The sequence below is a fragment of the Symmachiella dynata genome, assembly GCF_007747995.1.
Classification (GTDB): Bacteria; Planctomycetota; Planctomycetia; order Planctomycetales; family Planctomycetaceae; genus Symmachiella; species Symmachiella dynata.
Window position 1 is genome coordinate 5,157,497 of sequence record NZ_CP036276.1, and the last position, 16,932, is coordinate 5,174,428.

The following is a 16,932-nucleotide window of genomic DNA, read 5'->3' on the forward strand; positions in this document are numbered from 1 at the left end:
TATGTTGTGGCAAGGTCTCCCGACCTTGCCACGGGCCCGACCGCAGGTCTCCCCGGTTCTACGGGAGACCTACGGTCACGCAAGTGCGGGGTCGAGAGACCCGCGCACAACATGGGGGCGGGTCTCCCGCGCACAACAATCACAACAAACACAATTCACCAAGCGAGATAACTAACATGCGTTTAGAAAACAAAGTCGCCCTGATTACTGGCGGCGGTAGTGGTATTGGACGTGAAACCTCGACGCTTTTCGCGGCCGAAGGCGCCAAGGTCGTCGTCGTCGATGTCAACGATGACGGCGGTCAGGAAACCGTCGCGACGATTCAATCGGCCGGCGGCGAGGCGGTCTATGTGCATGCCGATATTTCTCAGGCGGCCGATTGCGAGAACATGGTCCGCACGGCTGAGGATTCCTTCGGCGGCCTACACGTGATGTTTAACAACGCCGGCATCATGCATGGCGACGATGGCGATGCGGAGCAGACGTCGGAGAAGATCTGGGAATTGACGATGGCTATCAATCTCAAGGGGGTCTTCCTGGGCTGCAAATACGGCATCCCGGCGATTCGTAAATCGGGCGGCGGGTCGATCATCAACACCGCCTCGTTCGTCGCCTTAATGGGCGCCGCCACGCCGCAATTGGCCTACACAGCCAGCAAGGGAGGCGTGCTCGCCATGTCCCGCGAATTGGCAGTCATCCACGCCCGCGAAAACATCCGCGTCAACGCCCTCTGCCCCGGCCCACTGAAAACCGAACTGCTGATGAGCTTTCTCGACACCGAAGAGAAAAAACAGCGCCGCCTAGTCCACATTCCCATGGGCCGTTTTGGTTTGGCAGCAGAGATGGCCAAAGCGGCGCTCTTTTTAGCATCGGACGATTCGTCGTACATGACGGGGGCGGAGTTCACGGTCGACGGCGGGATCACGGCGGCGTATGTGACACCGGAGTGAGGGGTAGGTGATTGAAAAAGCATTTCTAAGGTAAAAGTCATGCCGGGAAAACGAGATGACAAATACGATGTCTCCGGGAACATCGAAGCCCAATACGTAGACGATGCGCAGACTGTGCTCGTCAATAAACTTGACCTCGTCGACCTAGAAAGCATTTACACTGCCGAAGAAGAGGGTTTAGCAAACACATATGAACTGTTACTGTCCGAAGTACGGACGGACACAAAAATGTCATGTGAAATTTTGAAATACATCCATGAATGTATTTTTGGGCGTCTTTATGAGTGGGCGGGCCGGTGGCGAACGGTACAGATCAGCAAGCCAGGCGCTATCTGGCCAGCTGCCCAGTACCTCGATCAATCGATGGCGGATTTCGAGCGAGGTGTCTTGTCAATCTATCCCGCGGAAAGCCTGGAAGGTGACGATAATTTCTGCGAAGCGCTGGGCATAATCCAAGGAGAGTTTCTTGCAATCCACCCGTTCCGCGAAGGGAATGCCCGCACCATCAAGCTAATGACAGACTTGATTTCCGTGCAATCCGGTCGCCCACTGCTGGTCTACGATGCGACAGACAAAGGCATCAAGGGTTACATCACCGCTGCCAAGGCTGCGCTTCAGAAAGCTAACTATCGACCTATGATTGAGGTAATTCGCCGCGCGCTGTCTGCGGCTCGGCAGGAGTGATCGCCGCCAGTTGCCTAAGCAACCGGACTCGCAACTCTTCCGAGAAGGGGGGCAGTCCTTCGATCACGCTATTGCGCTCGGCAACTTCGAGAATCCGCTCATGTCGCTGGGCGTCATCTCTCAAATGCGGTGAAGCTTCTCGTAATGTCGGGCCTGTGCCAAAATTATTCATAGATGAATTATACCACAAATCTCACGAACTGGGCGAGAGAATTTACACCACCCCCACAACTCCGACCGGTCCTAGATAAACCGCCGTCCTGGTGGCTCCGAAAGATTCTTTCGTGGCGGCGCAGCTGCAGGAATCCAATCGCTGCGGGGAGTCTTTCTTAGAATCAATTTCCGCTGATTTCGTCGGTCCAGAATGAGAATCATTCTGATGTTATCTTACTGACGAACAAGAAGGGAAGGCCCGTGATTGTCGCGACAAAAAGAGCCGGGACAGCTCCCATCAGAAAATCCATGGGCAACCAAAAGACCAAGTCATTCGGCCGAATTTCAAATGTGCCGGGATGTGCGCGGGCAGCCCGGAATGTTTCATCAACCACATTGCCAATGGCACAGAGGGCAGCGGCAAGTATTGATGCGAGAATAAATTTCTTACAAAAGGCGTGGAAGAGCAGCGACACCGCGATGGCAATTAGCATGTAAATTGTGAAACCATTCACGATTATCACCTCTAGGTTCTATGCAAGCCAATGTGGTTATTCGGCATCTCCCATAAATCCCCCTACACCTCCTCCCCAATATCCTCCCCCCACAACTCCGGCCGGTCCGCGATAAACCGCCGCATCAGCTCCACGCACTCGGCATTATCTACCACCTGCACGTCGACGCCGCGGCTGCGGACGTGGGCTTCGGGGCCTTGGAAGGTTTGGTTTTCACCTACGATCACTTGGGGGATTTTGTAGAGCAGGATTGCTCCGCTGCACATGTCGCAGGGGGAGAGGGTCGAGTACAGCACCGAGCGGCGGTAATCGGCGGCGGTTAGGCGGCCGGCGTTTTCGAGGCAGTCCATCTCCGCATGCAGAATGGCGCTGCCCTGTTGCACACGGCGGTTGTGCCCGCGGCCGACGATTTTGCCGTCGAGCACCAGCACCGAACCGATCGGAATTCCCCCCTCGTCCAATCCGGCCCGTGCTTCGTCGATTGCCGCTTTGAGAAATTCATCCATGGTTGACACTTTCTTTATTCGGCCAATTGCGGAGCCAACGGTTGCCTGCACACAAAATCCTAACAGTTGTTGATATCGGATCGCCACCTGAAATTTCTAGGAATAGCATATTGCAAACTGTCGTCATGACCAATAGGCTAAAGTTCGAAATTGTTTCGTACGAAATGCAGACTCGGCACGAACCTCGATGGCAGAATCGTCAGACCAACTAGAATTTAGAGGGGCATCATGAAACCGATTTCCAAACGACTGGCAATGACAGCGGCCGTAGCCGTGCTGAACCTTCACGGCCTGGTGATGGCACAGCCTGCCGGAAAAATTCCGGTAGAGCTCACCACACCGGACAAAGTCGAAACGCCGATTGGCGCGCTGGATTTCCAAAATGGCGTGCCGAGCGTGGAGACCGCTGAGAAGGTCCGCGACGCTCTCGATTTCACCCGTGCGTTGAACGCGTACAACAACAGCTTTCGCGGCGCATCGGCGTATGCTCTGGGTAAGGGATTTCAGAGCATTGGGGCCGAAGACAACACGGTTGTCATCTTCTCCAAATTGATGGATTCCAACTCGCTGTTCCTGACCGCCAACGCCGACACCATCTATTACTTGGCGGCGGTGAACCTGAGCAAAGGGCCGATGGTGATCGAGCAGCCTTCCAATGGGCTGGGCGCGGTCAACGACATGTGGTTTTCCTGGATCATCGACATTGGTCGGCCCGGGCCCGATCGCGGTCAGGGGGGCAAATACCTGATTGTCCCGCCGGGATACGACGGCCCGCTGCCCGAGGGAGGATTTTATATCGCCCACTCAAAAACCAACCGCGTGCTCTACGCCGCCCGCTCGTTTCTCGTCAATAACGACCCGAAACCTACCGTCGAGAATATCAAAAAGAACCTGAAGATTTATCCCTACACGCCGGGCGGCTTTGGAACCAGCATTGCGACGGCGCTGGAAGGCAAAGTCAAGCTGGCAGATAACCCACCGATCCCTGAAACCAAGTTTATCGAAGCCAGCGGCAAGGCGTTCAATACGATCCCGCCCAGCGACTACGGTTTCTTTGAAATGATCAACGAGAACGTGCAACAGGAACCGGCGACCAGCTACGATGTGGAATTGGCCGGGCAATTGGCGGCCATTGGAATCGTGCACGGCAAGCCATTTGAGCCGGATGCCCGCATGAAGAAGATCCTCACCGCCGCCGCCGCGGTGGGCAATGCCGCCGGCCGCTGCTTGAATTGGCGGTATGCCGTCTCACATCCCGATTGGGCGTACTACTCCGATTCTAATTGGGGCAACATGCTCTTTGAAGGAGGCGCGTTTTTCGAAACACCGCCGCCGCAGTTCACCAAGGAAGGCATGTTCAAACCCTATCCCCCGACCGGCGCACGAACCCTCGATTCGCGGACGGCATTCTATTATGCCTATACGCTCGACTCACCCGGCATGATCATGCGCATACCCGGCGTCGGCTCGCAATACCTGATGAGCTTTTTAGATGCAACGGGAGACCCATTTGACGGGGCAAAGACGTACAAAGTGACGCTGCCGCCAAACATCCCCGCCCGCGCCTTCTGGTCGTTCACACTGTATGACAACCAATCGCGTTCGATGCTGGCGACGCCGCAACGGTATCCCCGCGCCGGCAGTCAGAAATATCCCTCCCCAGCAGCCGAAGCCAGCGGCGACGGTTCCACGACGATTTACTTCGGGCCTCAACAACCGCAGGGCGTGAAACGCGGCAATTGGATCCAAACCATGCCCGGCAAAGGCTGGTTCACGATCCTGCGACTCTACAGCCCGCTGGAAACGTTCTTCACCAAAGAGTGGCAACCGAGCGAGATTGAGTTGGTTAAGTGATTCGCAATGACGGCGTACAACCGGGACGAGCGAATGCTCGCTCCAGTTGTCGCCTTTGCGTTCGTTTACTTATCACCGAGCCGTTTGACCATCTTAAAGTTCGTCAACACCGTCGTCCCCCGCGTGACTTCTTGTTGCGTTACGACCGTAAAACCACGGGCGGTGAAAAACGGGCGGGCGGTGATGCTGACGTCGGCGGTCAGTACGTCGAGATTTTGCTGGTCCGCGGCAGTTTCAATTGCCGCATACAACAATTTACCCACCCCCTGCCCTTGCCATTGGTGATGCACATAGAAGTGGTCGATGTATCCCGACGGTAGCAAACCCGCATACCCCACGACCACGTCGTCGGCAGCCACACAGACATACGGTTCCATCGCCTGGATCCGCACCCGCCACAGATGCTCGTCGATTATCTCCGGCGCCCAAGCCTGGACCTGATCTGCTGTGTAGTCGCGAGTATTGACGTTGTGGATCGTGTCGAAAAACAACCGCCACAATGCGCGTTCCTCGCCGGGTTGGTATTTGCGAATCTGCATTGTTGTGGATGTCGTACTTTTTGAAATGCGTGCGTGTGCAGTGCAGCGGACTCGACGTTATTTGCCGTCCGACAGCAGATGCTTATTCAAAAACGGTACAACTTGGTCTGCGCGGGTGTTGCCAGTTTTTTTGAAATCGGTATGCACGACACATTCGATACCCAATTTGTCCATCCGCTCCTTGAGCACCTTGCCAAATCGCGGGTGATGGATCCCGATGCTGCGACTGCTGATTGGGGTGTCGTAGTCGCTGTCATAGGTCATCAACACCGGCGGATCATCGGCGGTGAGATGCGTGAGGGCGGAGACTTCTTCGAACAGTTTGTATTTCTCCGTCGGCAGGTTGTCGAGTTGTTTCATATCGATGTCGAACAATTGCGCCAGTGCGGAGTTGCTGTAGGTGTCGGTGCCAGGATAGAGCTTGCGAATGAAACGCGGGTCATAGGAGGTCTGTCCATTGTTCACCGCCATGCAGGTCAGCCGTGTTGATTGCCGCAGGACGGGATCCGCATTTTTCGGGTCGGCCATGTCGTCATGAAAACCGAGCCACAGCGACATCCCCGCCCCCGCCGATCCGCCCACAGCGGCGATTTTTGTGGGATCGAGATTCCACTGGTCGGCATTGTGCCGCACAAACTGCACCGCCCGCGCTGCATCCCGGTGTTGGGCCGGCGCGATATGGTCAGGCGTAAACCGATAGGTGATCGCGACAACGGAAATTCCAGATTTCAAACATTCGCGCAGCACAGGCCGGCTCACGCTCTTATCGCCATGCCGAAATGCACCGCCGTGGATGGAAACAACAACGGGCGTCGGCTTGTCCGATTCGGCCAGCCAGACATCCATCACATGGCGGTCGTGCGGACCGTATTTGACGTCGGTGTGGGTGGGAGGAGGCACACTACTTTTTTTCTTCGACACGTCTTGTGCGTCCGCCACGGAGACCAGAACCAGGAGACTAGCGAGTGCGATGGAAAATCGGAGATGCATGTGAGTTCTTCGATCGTTTGGACGGAATTTTGTTGAACGTTAGCTGTCGTACATTGCACGACGCCGAACTTGTATCATGCTTATTGCGTGACCGGCTGGAATTCACCATAATCCGAATCAACCACCGCTTCCAGTCAAATACTTAGCAACTCAATCAAATCCCCGGCAACATTGAGACAAAGGACACTCATGAACGGATTGCGATATCTCATCACGTTGACTTTGTTCTGCATTTCAACCGCAGCGATGGCCGAGAACTGGTCCGGGTTTCGCGGCGCAGCCGGGACCGGGGTTTCGGATGAGTCGAATCTCCCGCTCGAATGGTCGATGGATAAAAACGTGGCTTGGCAAATCGACTTACCCGGACGCGGGGAATCGTCGCCGGCGGTCAATTCCAAACGTCTGTTCGTCACCTCCCAGACCGAGGACAAAGCGCTGTGGGTGATTGCGATTGAGCGTGACAGCGGCAAAATTGCTTGGAAGAAAAAGGTAGGCGACGGCGTGTTGTCCGCCTATGGGCCGAAGGAACTTTACACGCACCGCCACAATCCCGCGACCCCTTGCCCGTCGGCCGATGAGGAGCATGTTTGGGCGTATTTCGGCACCGGATTGCTGGTCTGTCTCGATGTGGATGGCAACGAAGTCTGGCGGCGCGACCTCGTCAAAGAATACGGCCCTTATACAATCCGTTTCGGCATGGCCTCCTCGCCGCGACTGTGGGGCGACAATCTCTACATTGCCTGCATGACCAAAGGCCCGTCCTACGTCGTCGCCTTGGATAAAAAAACCGGTGACCAAGTCTGGAAGACCGACCGCAAACTCCCGGCCGCCGACGACGGGCCGGATAGTTATTCTTCACCCATCGTGCTGCAAACAGCCGACGGTGATCAACTGGTGGTTTCCGGCGCGGACCACATCAATGCCTATGATTTGGATTCCGGGAAACAGATCTGGATCAGCGGAGGCCTGAAGGTGAACAGCGAATTCGGCCGTATTATCTCCTCACCCGTCGTGAGCGAAGAGGTGGTCGTCCAGTGCGCACCGAATCCGGGGAAAGGGGGTATCGGCCGAGCCATCGCCATTAAAACCGGTGGCAAGGGCGACATCACGCAGTCGGGCCGCATGTGGACGTTTCCCCGCGAAAGCTGCGACATCACCACGCCGACCGCCTACGAAGGCAAGTTGTACATGGTGCGGGAAAACGGCGTTGGCATTTGCATGGACCTACAAACCGGCGACGTCCACTATCGCAAGCGGTTGGGCGATAGTTCTTATCGCGCATCGGTCTTGGCTGGCGATGGCAAAGTCTATTGCCTGAGCAAAAATGGTCTGTGCACCGTATTGAAAATGGGGCCCGAGGGAGAGATTCTGGCGAAAAACAAACTCGAGGGAGACTTCTTCGCCACGCCCGCGATTGTGGACGGCACGATTTATTTTCGTGGCAATCACCGTATGTATGCCATAGCGGCACCGCGCGTCGCGGCCAAGCCTTGATCAGGCCGCGTCGCGATCAGTTCCTGGACGTACGCTGATCTCGCCCTGTTTTTGTGGGATAACTCTCATCCATCTCCCAACTGAACCTGCGGCCACGTTCTTTAAAGACCCATTGCTTCCGTGTTGGCAAACCGACGTAGACGGAATCCACTTCTCGTCTGATTTGAATTGCCCGTTCCTTGTCTCCCGTTTGATACAACGCTTCGGCAAGCAATTTGCGAGAATACAGAGGTGAGTCAACCGTGACCGCCTCTTCGAGAAGTTTGCGTGCACGGACCGGATCGTGATACCACGACGATTTCGTATCCAACAGCAGCTCCGCCAATTTCACTTTGTTCCGATCGTTATCCGGATCCTTTCGGAGCATCGAATCGTAGATGTAATAGTACTCGCCATACTCGCCCCGCGAGATATGAGCCTGCGCTAAGCTACGCATCTCGTTTTGGCGTTCCGCCTCCGACGTAGCCTCCTCAATCAAAGCACGCCGATCCTCAATGAATTCCCGACGACGCTCTAGCAATTCCGTGTCGTCCACCAACTTGTGAGTTTTCACGTGGCTTTTGGGAATTAAAGCAGACATTTTGTCATGCCCGAAATATCCCGCCACCAACACAACCAACGTCCAGAGAATCCCGCAGACAATGATTCGGGACCACAAACCCCAGCGGGAATTTGAGACAGGCATCAATTGTGTGACATCGTTGTCTGATTCGCTCGGTAGCAGTGGAGGTAATTCGGGCTCGGCTGTAAACGTCGTTAGCGTTGATTTTACAGACGGCTGCGCGACTTCCTGGCCGTTCGCTTCAACGGACTCCTGAGGACTGGTAAGCGTCTCGGCCAAAGCTTCGATGTCAGGTCGATCCATCTCGCGGATCGCTGTCAATGCGGCATCAAGTTGCGAGAGCGTCTTGGCCAAGATCTCTTCATCGATATGTGCATCGCCATAGCGACCATCATTGTAGATCGCTTGCACATTGTCCGACGTTTCGCGCGGCAGCAACTCGTTGTCGACCAAAAAGCAAAGATAATCGCTCAGCAAGTAATTCGGCGGTTTGGGAAGCCCAGCGGATTCAAAATTCCGCAACCGCTCCGTCAGTTGCTCGATCGTGCCATTGGGGGCAATTTCAGCCTGGGCCATGCCGTAATTTCCTTACGAGAGTTGACGGACACCTGTCTGATTATAGCAACACCTTGTTGGTTGGCGAATCTTTTCGGTCAAATCTCTTCCGATGTCGCGAAACCTCGTGCACTGAAGCAGTAATCGCTGATTGAAGGATCCTCGCCAAGATGGCTGGACAAACCAGTCCTGCCACCCAACACTCGCGTGTTTTTTGGTTTTTTCAACGAGATGTTAGTCGAGATCAATCCCCAGGCCACTCCGCGGTGCCGCTTTTTTGGGGGGCGACCGATCCAGGCCCGCTGACCGGTGGAACTACTCGACCATTTTTGCTGAACCTCAGAATTCCAATTCCTCTTAGTCTTCCTCTTCCTTTAATTTCCGCTTCATATAAGGCAATGTCCGCCTGTTGTTGGAAGTCCTTCGCCTGTTCTGCGTCACCTGTTTGATACAATGCTTCGGCAAGCACGCGTAGTGAATAGGTTTCTGGTTCCAAGGCAACTGCCTCCTCGGCGAGTATCAACGCACGCCCCGGATCGTGATACCACGGTTTCGTCTTGTCCAACAGAAATGCTGCAAATTTGATTTTGTGGTGCGGGTTGTTCGGATCCTGCCTGATCAGCGAATCATAGATGAAATAGAACTCGCCATATTCTCCATGACTAAGATGGAATTGAGCCAATCTCACCAGCAATCTTTGACGTTCTTTCTCTATATCAGTCTGCTGAATTAAAGCGCGCCGATTGTTTACAAATTGTTGGTGGCCTTCTTGCGAATTCCGGTCTATCACCAACTTACGATGGGGATCTTCCCATTCAAGTCTGAATGGCTCTTCCTTTTTAAACAACGAAGAGACTTTGTCATGTCCATAATATCCAGCCACGAGCACCATCAATGTCCAAAGGAGCCCACCGGCCAGGATTCGCAGCGACATACGTAGGGGGGGATTGGCAACCGGCATGTACCGCGATAAATCATCAACTGTTTTGCGGCTGGGCAATGCGGGAACATCAGGGGCGGCCGCCAATGATGGGTTCACCGGCAACGGAGCGAGAACTTGGTCCGGTGTCTCGGCAGGGACCTGAGGTTCAGCGAGCTTTTCCGCCAAAGCCTCGATATCAGGCCGTTCTATCTCGTGTAGATTTGCCGAAGCGGCATCGAGTTGCGCGAGCGTCTTGGCCAAGATTCCTGCATCGATAGTCGCATCGCCGTAGCGAACGGCATTGTAGATCGCCTGCATGTTGTCCGACGTTTCGCGCGGCACCAACTGACTGTCGACCAAAAAGCAAAGGTAATCACTCAGTAAATAATTCGGCGGTTTGGGCAGCCCTGCCGATTCAAATTTCCGCATCCGCTCTGTCAGTTGTTCGATCGCGCCGTGTTGAGCAATTTCAGCCTGAGACATTCTGCGAATTCCTTACCAGAGGTAACAGACATCTACCGGATTATAACCAAGTCCTTTCTAGAAAACGAATTTTTTAGCTGTGGAATCACCAGATGCCTAGAAATCGCGTGAAATCAGGCGGGAAAGCGGTTACCGAAGAGTCGGGATGGGGCGGCAGTCGCAGTCCGTGCCAGCGCAGTTTTAAACGGGTACGCGACTAGCCAAACACTGGCAAAGTCAGTGGCACCCTCGTTTTTCAATTGGACGCTGCACTAATTCAGCGACGCTTGATCCCAGGGGAACAACATCGTCGGCTGATTTGCATAGCGCTGCATATTGATGATCAGCTTCGTCCCCGACCCCGGTGCCAAACGGACCGTAAATGAGGGCGCGTTGATGTCAGTGGCCACACCGTCAATCACGATCGACTCGCACTGGTGCTCTCCGTAGGCTCCCCCTTGCACCACCACCTCCCGCGGTTGTGATTGGCTGGTGTTGATCAACGTGACCGTGGTTTGGTCGGCTGAAAGTTTCTCAACCAAAGCGGCCACCGAATCGGGGACGCCCGCCCGCCGTTTGATCGGATCGAAATACCGCAAGCGGCAATGCAGCGGAGCACCGCGATGACCAGGATGAATCCCGCCCAGCATCTGCGAGACCAACGAATTCACGCTGCAAGGATTGAAAGGCATCGGATCATCGGACAACCGCGTATCAGGTGTCGTGTCGTCGTTTCGCATGCCTTCGACCTTGCGACGAATCGCAGCGAAATCTGCTTGGAGCGCACGGATGGGGTAAGTGGGATCTTTCCCCTCGAGATAATTCAACCACGCATTGCCGCCGAGTCGTTCGCGATCTTCCGGCAACATCGACCAATAATAAATCTCCTGCGCGCCTTGCGCGTAGGGGGATGGTCCGTAATTGTACCAACCGTCGTCGCCGTACATCCGTGGGTACATTTTTTTGCCGTTGATCGTTTTGACTTGCGCATTGATGGCCTTAATCATATCGCGCCAGACGTCGACGTACTTTTGGTCCCCCGTCAATAACAATGCATTGCCGAACCCCGTAATCCCCAGACCGTGCGTATTGCGGTGCGCCAATTGCCCGTCTGCCGGATTGCGAACTGAAAACCCCCACCCATAAACGCCGCCATACCATTTGCCGTCGGTCTCGCCGCCAATTTTTCCATTCAGACCAATATTGGTGGGGATAATGCCGTCGTTGCGCAAGGTCCGTTCCCGCCAGGCATCGACGTATTCCAGCAACCACTCTTTGTACTTCGGTTCGTGCGTTAACATATACGCATTGAGCGCTAACGAAGTCGCGCCCATATTCTGCGGATGATCGCCGACGATATCGTTGTAGTCCTGAAAATGCTCGAGCATCTGTTCATACGTATCTTCTCCATGCCGCGGCTTAAATCGACCTTTGACCTCAATCGGGTCACCCGCCCAATCCAAGCCGGTGGCTTTCCGCATCAGCGGACCACGACTGCCGTTAAATAGGCTGCGGATAATCTTGTGGCGGGGATCGTAGTTTTGCGCACCGGGATCTTCGTTGAGATAAAACCCGGCGTAGCGGCGTACGCGTTTGCGAAACGCATTGTCATTGGGGTCGCCCAGGCCTTGCAAATCAAAGACCGTGAGCCCCTCGCCATTGTGGACCCAATCCATCGTCACCGGGAATTCTTTGTAGTACATCCCATCGCGAGCAAAGGGAACTTCGACCGTTTTGGCTTCGGTGAATTGCCGCAGATGGCCCTCCCAAGCATGTTTGTACATCTTGAGAATTTCGTCCGAAGCACCCAACGCGTGCAAGATCGGCCAATCGTTGCAATTCTCGATCGCATCGTCCGGCCCATCGTCTCCTCCCCAACGTTCGACGCACATCAAATAGCCGCGCTCGTCGAAATACTTGCCAAAGAATTCCCGACAGGCATCCAGGTTTTCGCGGAGCAAATCACGTTGCATCACAGCCCAGGCCGGCGGCGGCATCGGCGTGTCTATGTTCACCACGACGTCAGCAGCGCTCGCTGGTTGAATCGACGACATCAGAAATAAAACGGCAAAGACACGTGCCAACTTCCAGGTAGTTTCCATGATGCCAAATCCTAGCGGAGGGAATTGCGGAGGGAGTACAGCTCAGGTGGGATTGCGTATTGCCCAATACATCGACACCCATTTATCTAAACGATTCCACCACAACGTTGCAACCATACTGCCTAAGTTCCCACTAGTGACTCTGGGGCGGAAAGTTACGAACCACAAAAAAACAAACGACACGAGTTAGACGATAGGCAGCTGGAAATATTTTCAATTCCTTCAGAGGAACTCACAATGATGCCGTGAAGTCAAAAATGGAAATTTGTTTTCGCCCTCTTCTCGCGTACCCAATCTTTCTGACACTTACGGATTTTCAGTCTGCGAAAAAGACTAACCACGAAAAAAGCGAAAGACACTTAAACACAGAGAAAACCTTAGCGAAAGCGACAGAGACTTCCGGCGCTGAAGTCAAACTCAAATCTGAAAGACGGGATGAAAAACGCTAAGTCCATTTTCGTGTCTTTCGCTTTTTTCGTGGTTAATTTCCTGCGATTGCGACCAAACGCGATGCATCGAAACCACATTAGCAATGTATTGGACTGCAATCGATTTATTGCCGTTTCTAACTGATTTGGGATCGGTTATTTGGCGAGCACCCTGCTGATCGCGTATGCTATTCTCAACGAGGTTGCCGTATACCATCGCCACCCTGTGGAGAACTCCAACCATGCCGCACACGATTTCCCGTCGCGATTTTCTTGCCGGCACAGCAGCAGCACTAGCGGCGGGGCCGACGTTGTTTGCTGCTGAAAAGCAGCCTGAGAAATCTCCCCGCTATTTGGACATCCACGTGCATTTGACCCATCGCTGGTTCGGCAGCGAACGAGGACCGGTGACGGCTGACGTGCTGTTGCGGTGGATGGACGCTCACGACGTCGAACGTGCTGCCGTGTTGCCGTTGGTCTCGCCCGAGGCCTTTTGGTATCCGGTCACCAGTGAATTTGTGATTACCGAAGCTGCGCGGCATCCCGACCGCCTGATCCCCTTTTGTGCGATCGACCCACGGACCCTCGGCACCCATCTGCCCGAAACCAAACAAGTCGTCGACATGCTCAACCGCTACATCGATGCCGGCGCACGGGGATTCGGTGAACACAAAGCCCTGCTGGACATCGATGATCCGCTGAACATGAAACTCTACGAAGCCTGCTCCGCTGCCAAGTTGCCGGTACTGTTTCATCTCGACAATCGGGCCAACATGGACAAACCGGGCCTGCCGGGATTGGCAAAGGTGCTCAAAACATTTCCCGAATTGGTGATGATCGGCCACGGCAAAGGCTGGTGGGCCTCGATCGCCGGTGGATTGGCGCAGCCTGACCTGCATGTCGGCTATCCCGCCGGTCCGGTCGCTCCGGGCGGCGCCATCGATGCGTTGATGGACCGCTATCCGAATCTCTACGGCGACCTCTCTTCCAGCGGCGCACATGCCTTGCTACGCGACCGCGAATTCGGCAGCGCGTTTTTGCGGCGCCGTGCGGACCGGTTGCTGTTTGGGACCGACTTCTATGATCTGACGCAAGAATCGTTTCCGCAATTCGACCTGTTCCGTACCTTCAATGTCGAACCCAAAACACGCGAGAAAATCGCCCACAGCAACGCCGCCCGACTGCTCCGTCTGGGATAACCAACGCACCGAGCTGTCACAAAAGAACTAGTCGGCGCGCACAATTTTAGACGTCAGCTGGGTGCCACTGGCTCCGCCAGTGCAACTTCAATTCGGTGTGAGACTCACGACACACTGGCAGAGCCCAATACTGTCCGGGAAATGGGTTGGGGGCAAGTCGTTGATATGTGTTTGTGTTGGCGGGGGGGGCTGGGATAGGGGGGCGCGGCTTTACCGGCTACTCGGGGGGTTGCCGGCGCATGTGGGGGCGCGGGCGTCGCAACGCTTGCACTGCGGCCCTGGATTTAATCACCGCCCTTTTTTCGCACGCCTTCGTGCGGCTGATTGGCGAGCCAGTTCATTTTGGCGTTCTCGCTCTTGGAGGATCGGCATGATTTCGTCGAGTGTGGCGCCGCCGACCGCCACTTGGCTGACCAATGCGAATAGGTATTTGCTGGGGCGATACCCTGTGTGCAGATACATCAGCAGCACAGCGATGATCGTCACGTACAGGTGAGCCAAGACGCCTTCGCGCTGGTGGCTGATCAAGTGGCCGAAGTTGCCGAACGATTTGAACCAGCGGAAAAATAATTCCACCTGCCAGCGATGACGGTAGAGAAGTCCGATGGTCTTTGCGGAAACGTCGTGCAAATTGGTGATCAAACGCAGTGTTTTTGGCTGTCCTTGTTCTTCATAGGTAACGATCACTTCGCGCAGCCTGAGTCGCGAGATACCGGTGCGACGCGCAGTGGCCGAGATGAAATTGCCGACACGATCGCTGACGACTCCCGCAGCACGGTCGGCATCGCTGAGCGGACAATCGGTCGCGTCTTTCAAGTCCGAAGAATTACCTGCCGCTGGTTTGAAACGCACAACGAACGAGGATTTCACTACGGCCTTTTCGGTATGCGGCTTGTGATAATGCGCCGCAAGCAACGCAAAACTCATGTAGCCGCGATCGTAGAGATAAATGCAACCTTCCTGTAAATGCTCAATCGCCGAGTCCGATTCACTTTGGCCCACAGCGGGAACCACAAGTGCTTCGGGAAGCCAGGTTGCTACGTTCAAACGAGCATCCAACCGCGCTCGATGACGTGTTGTTCCATGATTGTTCGAGTTGGCAATCGCCCAGGCGACCTCAGCGACTGCGGGAATAAATGTTCCGTCAACCGCGACCGTCCGCTCAAGCATCTCGGAAAGACCGTCCGCAGGATTTGAGCGGCTGCGGTGCTTGCGAGTCAGCTGACAACGCAGTGCTTGTAAAATTGGCTCCAGCCGCTGCGGGTCAGCAATTTTGTTGAAATCGGATAGAGTGCTTTTGCAGATTTTCCGGACCGACAAGTGCTGTTGGGCTTGCCGCGTCTGACTAAAATCCTCCACGGTTCGAAGCGAACGGATAGACGGATTGAAAAAGGCCAACAGGTAGGCGACAAACACATCGTCCAGATACAATCGTCGATTCCCGTGTGCGTCTTCATCTCGCAATTTTTGCAGGTACCGAGCGAGCAATCGGACGTACTTTCCACCAATCACCTGCACCGGCCATTCCCGGTCCACCGCCGATTGATGATTGCTTCGCTCGTTTGCCATACGAAAACAAATAACAAATCATCACACTTGGCGCAAGTTAAGATCTCGTTAATAATTTCCCGGACAGTATTGGGCAGAGCCAGTGGCACACACGTTCATAAAATTGTCGATGCGTTAGTTAGCAGGGGCTTTCAAATCAGGTCCTTCTTCAGCATTACTAAAGATCTGCTTTTCGACCTGATTGATGGTGGCCTCCAATTGTTTGCCCCCCAAGACCCGTGCTTCTTTAAGCGATTCTCGCGCTTCGTCATTCCGTTTGAGCTTGGAAAGCAAGTCTGCACGAGCAATCAGAATTCGCGCTGAAAGATGCTTATCCTTGGAGAACTCCTGCCCCATGCGACCGGTGACTTCTAAAGCATCTTCAATTTTTTCCAATTGAACCAAGGCTTGCAATTTGGCGCTGAGAATCGGCAGACGCAGATCGCCTTGGATCGCTTTGTCTTCCAACAGCGAATTCGCCAGTTTCAGCACTTCATCATTCCGTTCCTCCATCTGCAACAGTTGCAAACGGAAACGAATGCCAACCTCGTGGGCGGGGGCGAAGCCTGCGAATTCTTTGTCGATCTCGTCGACCTTTTTCAAGGCGGCGTCTACATTGCCGGTTGTTTGGAGCAGCGTCTGAATCTCTTTCAACTTCGTTTGCAATTTTGCAATCAATAACTGATCCGCATACTCTTTACGCAGTCCCGCTTGGTTGTCCGCATCTAAGCTGACGATTTCCTCGACGACATCCGCATAGGAAGTGAACATCCATTGCGGAGGAATGTCCTTCAGCGCTTCATCCAGCTTTAAGGCCTTTTCAATACCTGAGAGTTTGCCAGCGGCGGCAAAGGCTGCGTCGCGTTTCTTACGCAAATCGGTGAATTCGCTCAAATGTTCCACGTATTTCTGCGGTCCCACCGGTTGATACCCGGTGCGGGCATAGGGTCGTCCCTGTTCATCAACCAGCAAAATCGCTGGAAAGCCCTCGATCGAGAACTTCTGCTGCAATTTATTATTTTGCGCCTGGATTTCAGGCGTGATGCGCGACTGATCGTTGGGGAAATCGACTTCCAACAGGACAAAATCCTTGGTCGCTCCGTCAGAAAAATCTTTGTACTGGAACACTTTGTCCTGCAGTTCAATACAGTAGCCACACCAGTCGGAACCGGTGAAATTGATCAGGACGTCCTTGCCTTCCTTCTTGGCCTTGGCCAACGCAGCCTTGTAGTCGGTCGTCCAAATCCCTTTCGGGGCCAATTCCGTGCTGGAATTGTCTTTGGCGGAACTGTCCGTAGCGGAAGTCTCGCTGCCACAACCCATTAAGGAGAAACAACTAAAACCGACTGCGACAAACGCAGTGGCAACAAACAGTCTCAGAACTCGCATGGACAACATTTTATATTTCCTCAAATCAATATTAATTATGACGCAAGCAGCGAGGGTATTGTATGCATCAACATCCTGGC

Annotated in this window: 14 protein-coding genes; 5 read left to right on the top strand and 9 right to left on the bottom strand. The window is 54.3% G+C overall.

What is annotated here, in order from left to right:
- Positions 1–176: 176 nt before the first annotated feature.
- Together Mal52_RS19565 and Mal52_RS19570 are read left to right on the top strand one after the other, a co-directional pair.
- A complete protein-coding gene (locus tag Mal52_RS19565) occupies positions 177–950 on the top strand; it encodes a glucose 1-dehydrogenase (RefSeq protein ID WP_145378168.1) in 774 nt (257 codons plus the stop codon).
- Positions 951–989: 39 nt separating this feature from the next.
- Positions 990–1,634 carry a Fic/DOC family protein gene (locus Mal52_RS19570; RefSeq protein ID WP_145378170.1) on the top strand — a complete coding sequence of 215 codons (645 nt, stop codon included), beginning with the start codon at positions 990–992 and terminating at the stop codon, positions 1,632–1,634.
- Between the two features lie 371 nt (positions 1,635–2,005).
- On the opposite strand, the gene Mal52_RS19575 is transcribed toward Mal52_RS19570, so the two are convergent.
- Together Mal52_RS19575 and Mal52_RS19580 are read right to left on the bottom strand one after the other, a co-directional pair.
- Positions 2,006–2,302, bottom strand: a complete 297-nt coding sequence (locus Mal52_RS19575) for a hypothetical protein (RefSeq protein ID WP_145378171.1) — start codon at positions 2,300–2,302, stop codon at positions 2,006–2,008.
- A gap of 62 nt (positions 2,303–2,364) precedes the next feature.
- Positions 2,365–2,808, bottom strand: coding sequence for a nucleoside deaminase (locus tag Mal52_RS19580; RefSeq protein ID WP_145378174.1), 444 nt, complete (start codon positions 2,806–2,808; stop codon positions 2,365–2,367).
- 228 nt (positions 2,809–3,036) lie between these two features.
- Here Mal52_RS19580 and Mal52_RS19585 point away from each other — a divergent pair, with 228 nt between their 5' ends.
- On the top strand, positions 3,037–4,662 hold the full coding sequence (locus Mal52_RS19585) for a DUF1254 domain-containing protein (RefSeq protein WP_197534338.1): 1,626 nt from the start codon (positions 3,037–3,039) through the stop codon (positions 4,660–4,662).
- 65 nt (positions 4,663–4,727) lie between these two features.
- On the opposite strand, the gene Mal52_RS19590 is transcribed toward Mal52_RS19585, so the two are convergent.
- A complete protein-coding gene (locus Mal52_RS19590; RefSeq protein WP_145378175.1) occupies positions 4,728–5,201 on the bottom strand; it encodes a GNAT family N-acetyltransferase in 474 nt (157 codons plus the stop codon).
- A gap of 57 nt (positions 5,202–5,258) precedes the next feature.
- On the bottom strand, positions 5,259–6,191 hold the full coding sequence (locus Mal52_RS19595; protein WP_145378177.1) for an alpha/beta hydrolase: 933 nt from the start codon (positions 6,189–6,191) through the stop codon (positions 5,259–5,261).
- 189 nt (positions 6,192–6,380) lie between these two features.
- Between Mal52_RS19595 and Mal52_RS19600 the strand changes: the two genes are divergently transcribed.
- Entirely contained in the window at positions 6,381–7,685 is a 1,305-nt protein-coding gene (locus Mal52_RS19600) for an outer membrane protein assembly factor BamB family protein (RefSeq protein ID WP_145378179.1), read from the top strand.
- A gap of 16 nt (positions 7,686–7,701) precedes the next feature.
- Here the strand turns inward: Mal52_RS19600 and Mal52_RS19605 are convergent, their stop codons facing one another.
- From Mal52_RS19605 to Mal52_RS19615, 3 genes are all read right to left on the bottom strand, one after another.
- On the bottom strand, positions 7,702–8,823 hold the full coding sequence (locus Mal52_RS19605; protein ID WP_145378181.1) for a tetratricopeptide repeat protein: 1,122 nt from the start codon (positions 8,821–8,823) through the stop codon (positions 7,702–7,704).
- Positions 8,824–9,046: 223 nt separating this feature from the next.
- Positions 9,047–10,042, bottom strand: coding sequence for a tetratricopeptide repeat protein (locus Mal52_RS19610; RefSeq protein ID WP_145378183.1), 996 nt, complete (start codon positions 10,040–10,042; stop codon positions 9,047–9,049).
- Positions 10,043–10,458: 416 nt separating this feature from the next.
- Complete coding sequence (locus Mal52_RS19615; RefSeq protein ID WP_197534340.1) at positions 10,459–12,288, bottom strand: DUF8034 domain-containing protein; 1,830 nt, start codon at positions 12,286–12,288, stop codon at positions 10,459–10,461.
- A gap of 670 nt (positions 12,289–12,958) precedes the next feature.
- On the opposite strand from Mal52_RS19615, the gene Mal52_RS19620 reads away from it, so the two are divergent.
- On the top strand, positions 12,959–13,915 hold the full coding sequence (locus Mal52_RS19620; protein WP_197534341.1) for an amidohydrolase family protein: 957 nt from the start codon (positions 12,959–12,961) through the stop codon (positions 13,913–13,915).
- Positions 13,916–14,203: 288 nt separating this feature from the next.
- Here the strand turns inward: Mal52_RS19620 and Mal52_RS19625 are convergent, their stop codons facing one another.
- Complete coding sequence (locus Mal52_RS19625) at positions 14,204–15,484, bottom strand: IS4 family transposase (protein WP_145378187.1); 1,281 nt, start codon at positions 15,482–15,484, stop codon at positions 14,204–14,206.
- A 114-nt stretch (positions 15,485–15,598) separates the two neighbouring features.
- Complete coding sequence (locus Mal52_RS19630) at positions 15,599–16,861, bottom strand: thioredoxin family protein (RefSeq protein ID WP_145378189.1); 1,263 nt, start codon at positions 16,859–16,861, stop codon at positions 15,599–15,601.
- Positions 16,862–16,932: the final 71 nt, after the last annotated feature.

Bases quoted from the DNA above. Each gene is read 5' to 3' on its own strand.
- Mal52_RS19565 (WP_145378168.1), top strand. From the start codon at position 177: ATGCGTTTAGAAAACAAAGTCGCCCTGATTACTGGCGGCGGTAGTGGT.
- Mal52_RS19570 (WP_145378170.1), top strand. From the start codon at position 990: ATGCCGGGAAAACGAGATGACAAATACGATGTCTCCGGGAACATCGAA.
- Mal52_RS19580 (WP_145378174.1), bottom strand. From the start codon at position 2,808: ATGGATGAATTTCTCAAAGCGGCAATCGACGAAGCACGGGCCGGATTG.
- Mal52_RS19585 (WP_197534338.1), top strand. From the start codon at position 3,037: ATGAAACCGATTTCCAAACGACTGGCAATGACAGCGGCCGTAGCCGTG.
- Mal52_RS19590 (WP_145378175.1), bottom strand. From the start codon at position 5,201: ATGCAGATTCGCAAATACCAACCCGGCGAGGAACGCGCATTGTGGCGG.
- Mal52_RS19595 (WP_145378177.1), bottom strand. From the start codon at position 6,191: ATGCATCTCCGATTTTCCATCGCACTCGCTAGTCTCCTGGTTCTGGTC.
- Mal52_RS19600 (WP_145378179.1), top strand. From the start codon at position 6,381: ATGAACGGATTGCGATATCTCATCACGTTGACTTTGTTCTGCATTTCA.
- Mal52_RS19605 (WP_145378181.1), bottom strand. From the start codon at position 8,823: ATGGCCCAGGCTGAAATTGCCCCCAATGGCACGATCGAGCAACTGACG.
- Mal52_RS19610 (WP_145378183.1), bottom strand. From the start codon at position 10,042: ATGCAGGCGATCTACAATGCCGTTCGCTACGGCGATGCGACTATCGAT.
- Mal52_RS19615 (WP_197534340.1), bottom strand. From the start codon at position 12,288: ATGGAAACTACCTGGAAGTTGGCACGTGTCTTTGCCGTTTTATTTCTG.
- Mal52_RS19620 (WP_197534341.1), top strand. From the start codon at position 12,959: ATGCCGCACACGATTTCCCGTCGCGATTTTCTTGCCGGCACAGCAGCA.
- Mal52_RS19625 (WP_145378187.1), bottom strand. From the start codon at position 15,484: ATGGCAAACGAGCGAAGCAATCATCAATCGGCGGTGGACCGGGAATGG.
- Mal52_RS19630 (WP_145378189.1), bottom strand. From the start codon at position 16,861: ATGTTGTCCATGCGAGTTCTGAGACTGTTTGTTGCCACTGCGTTTGTC.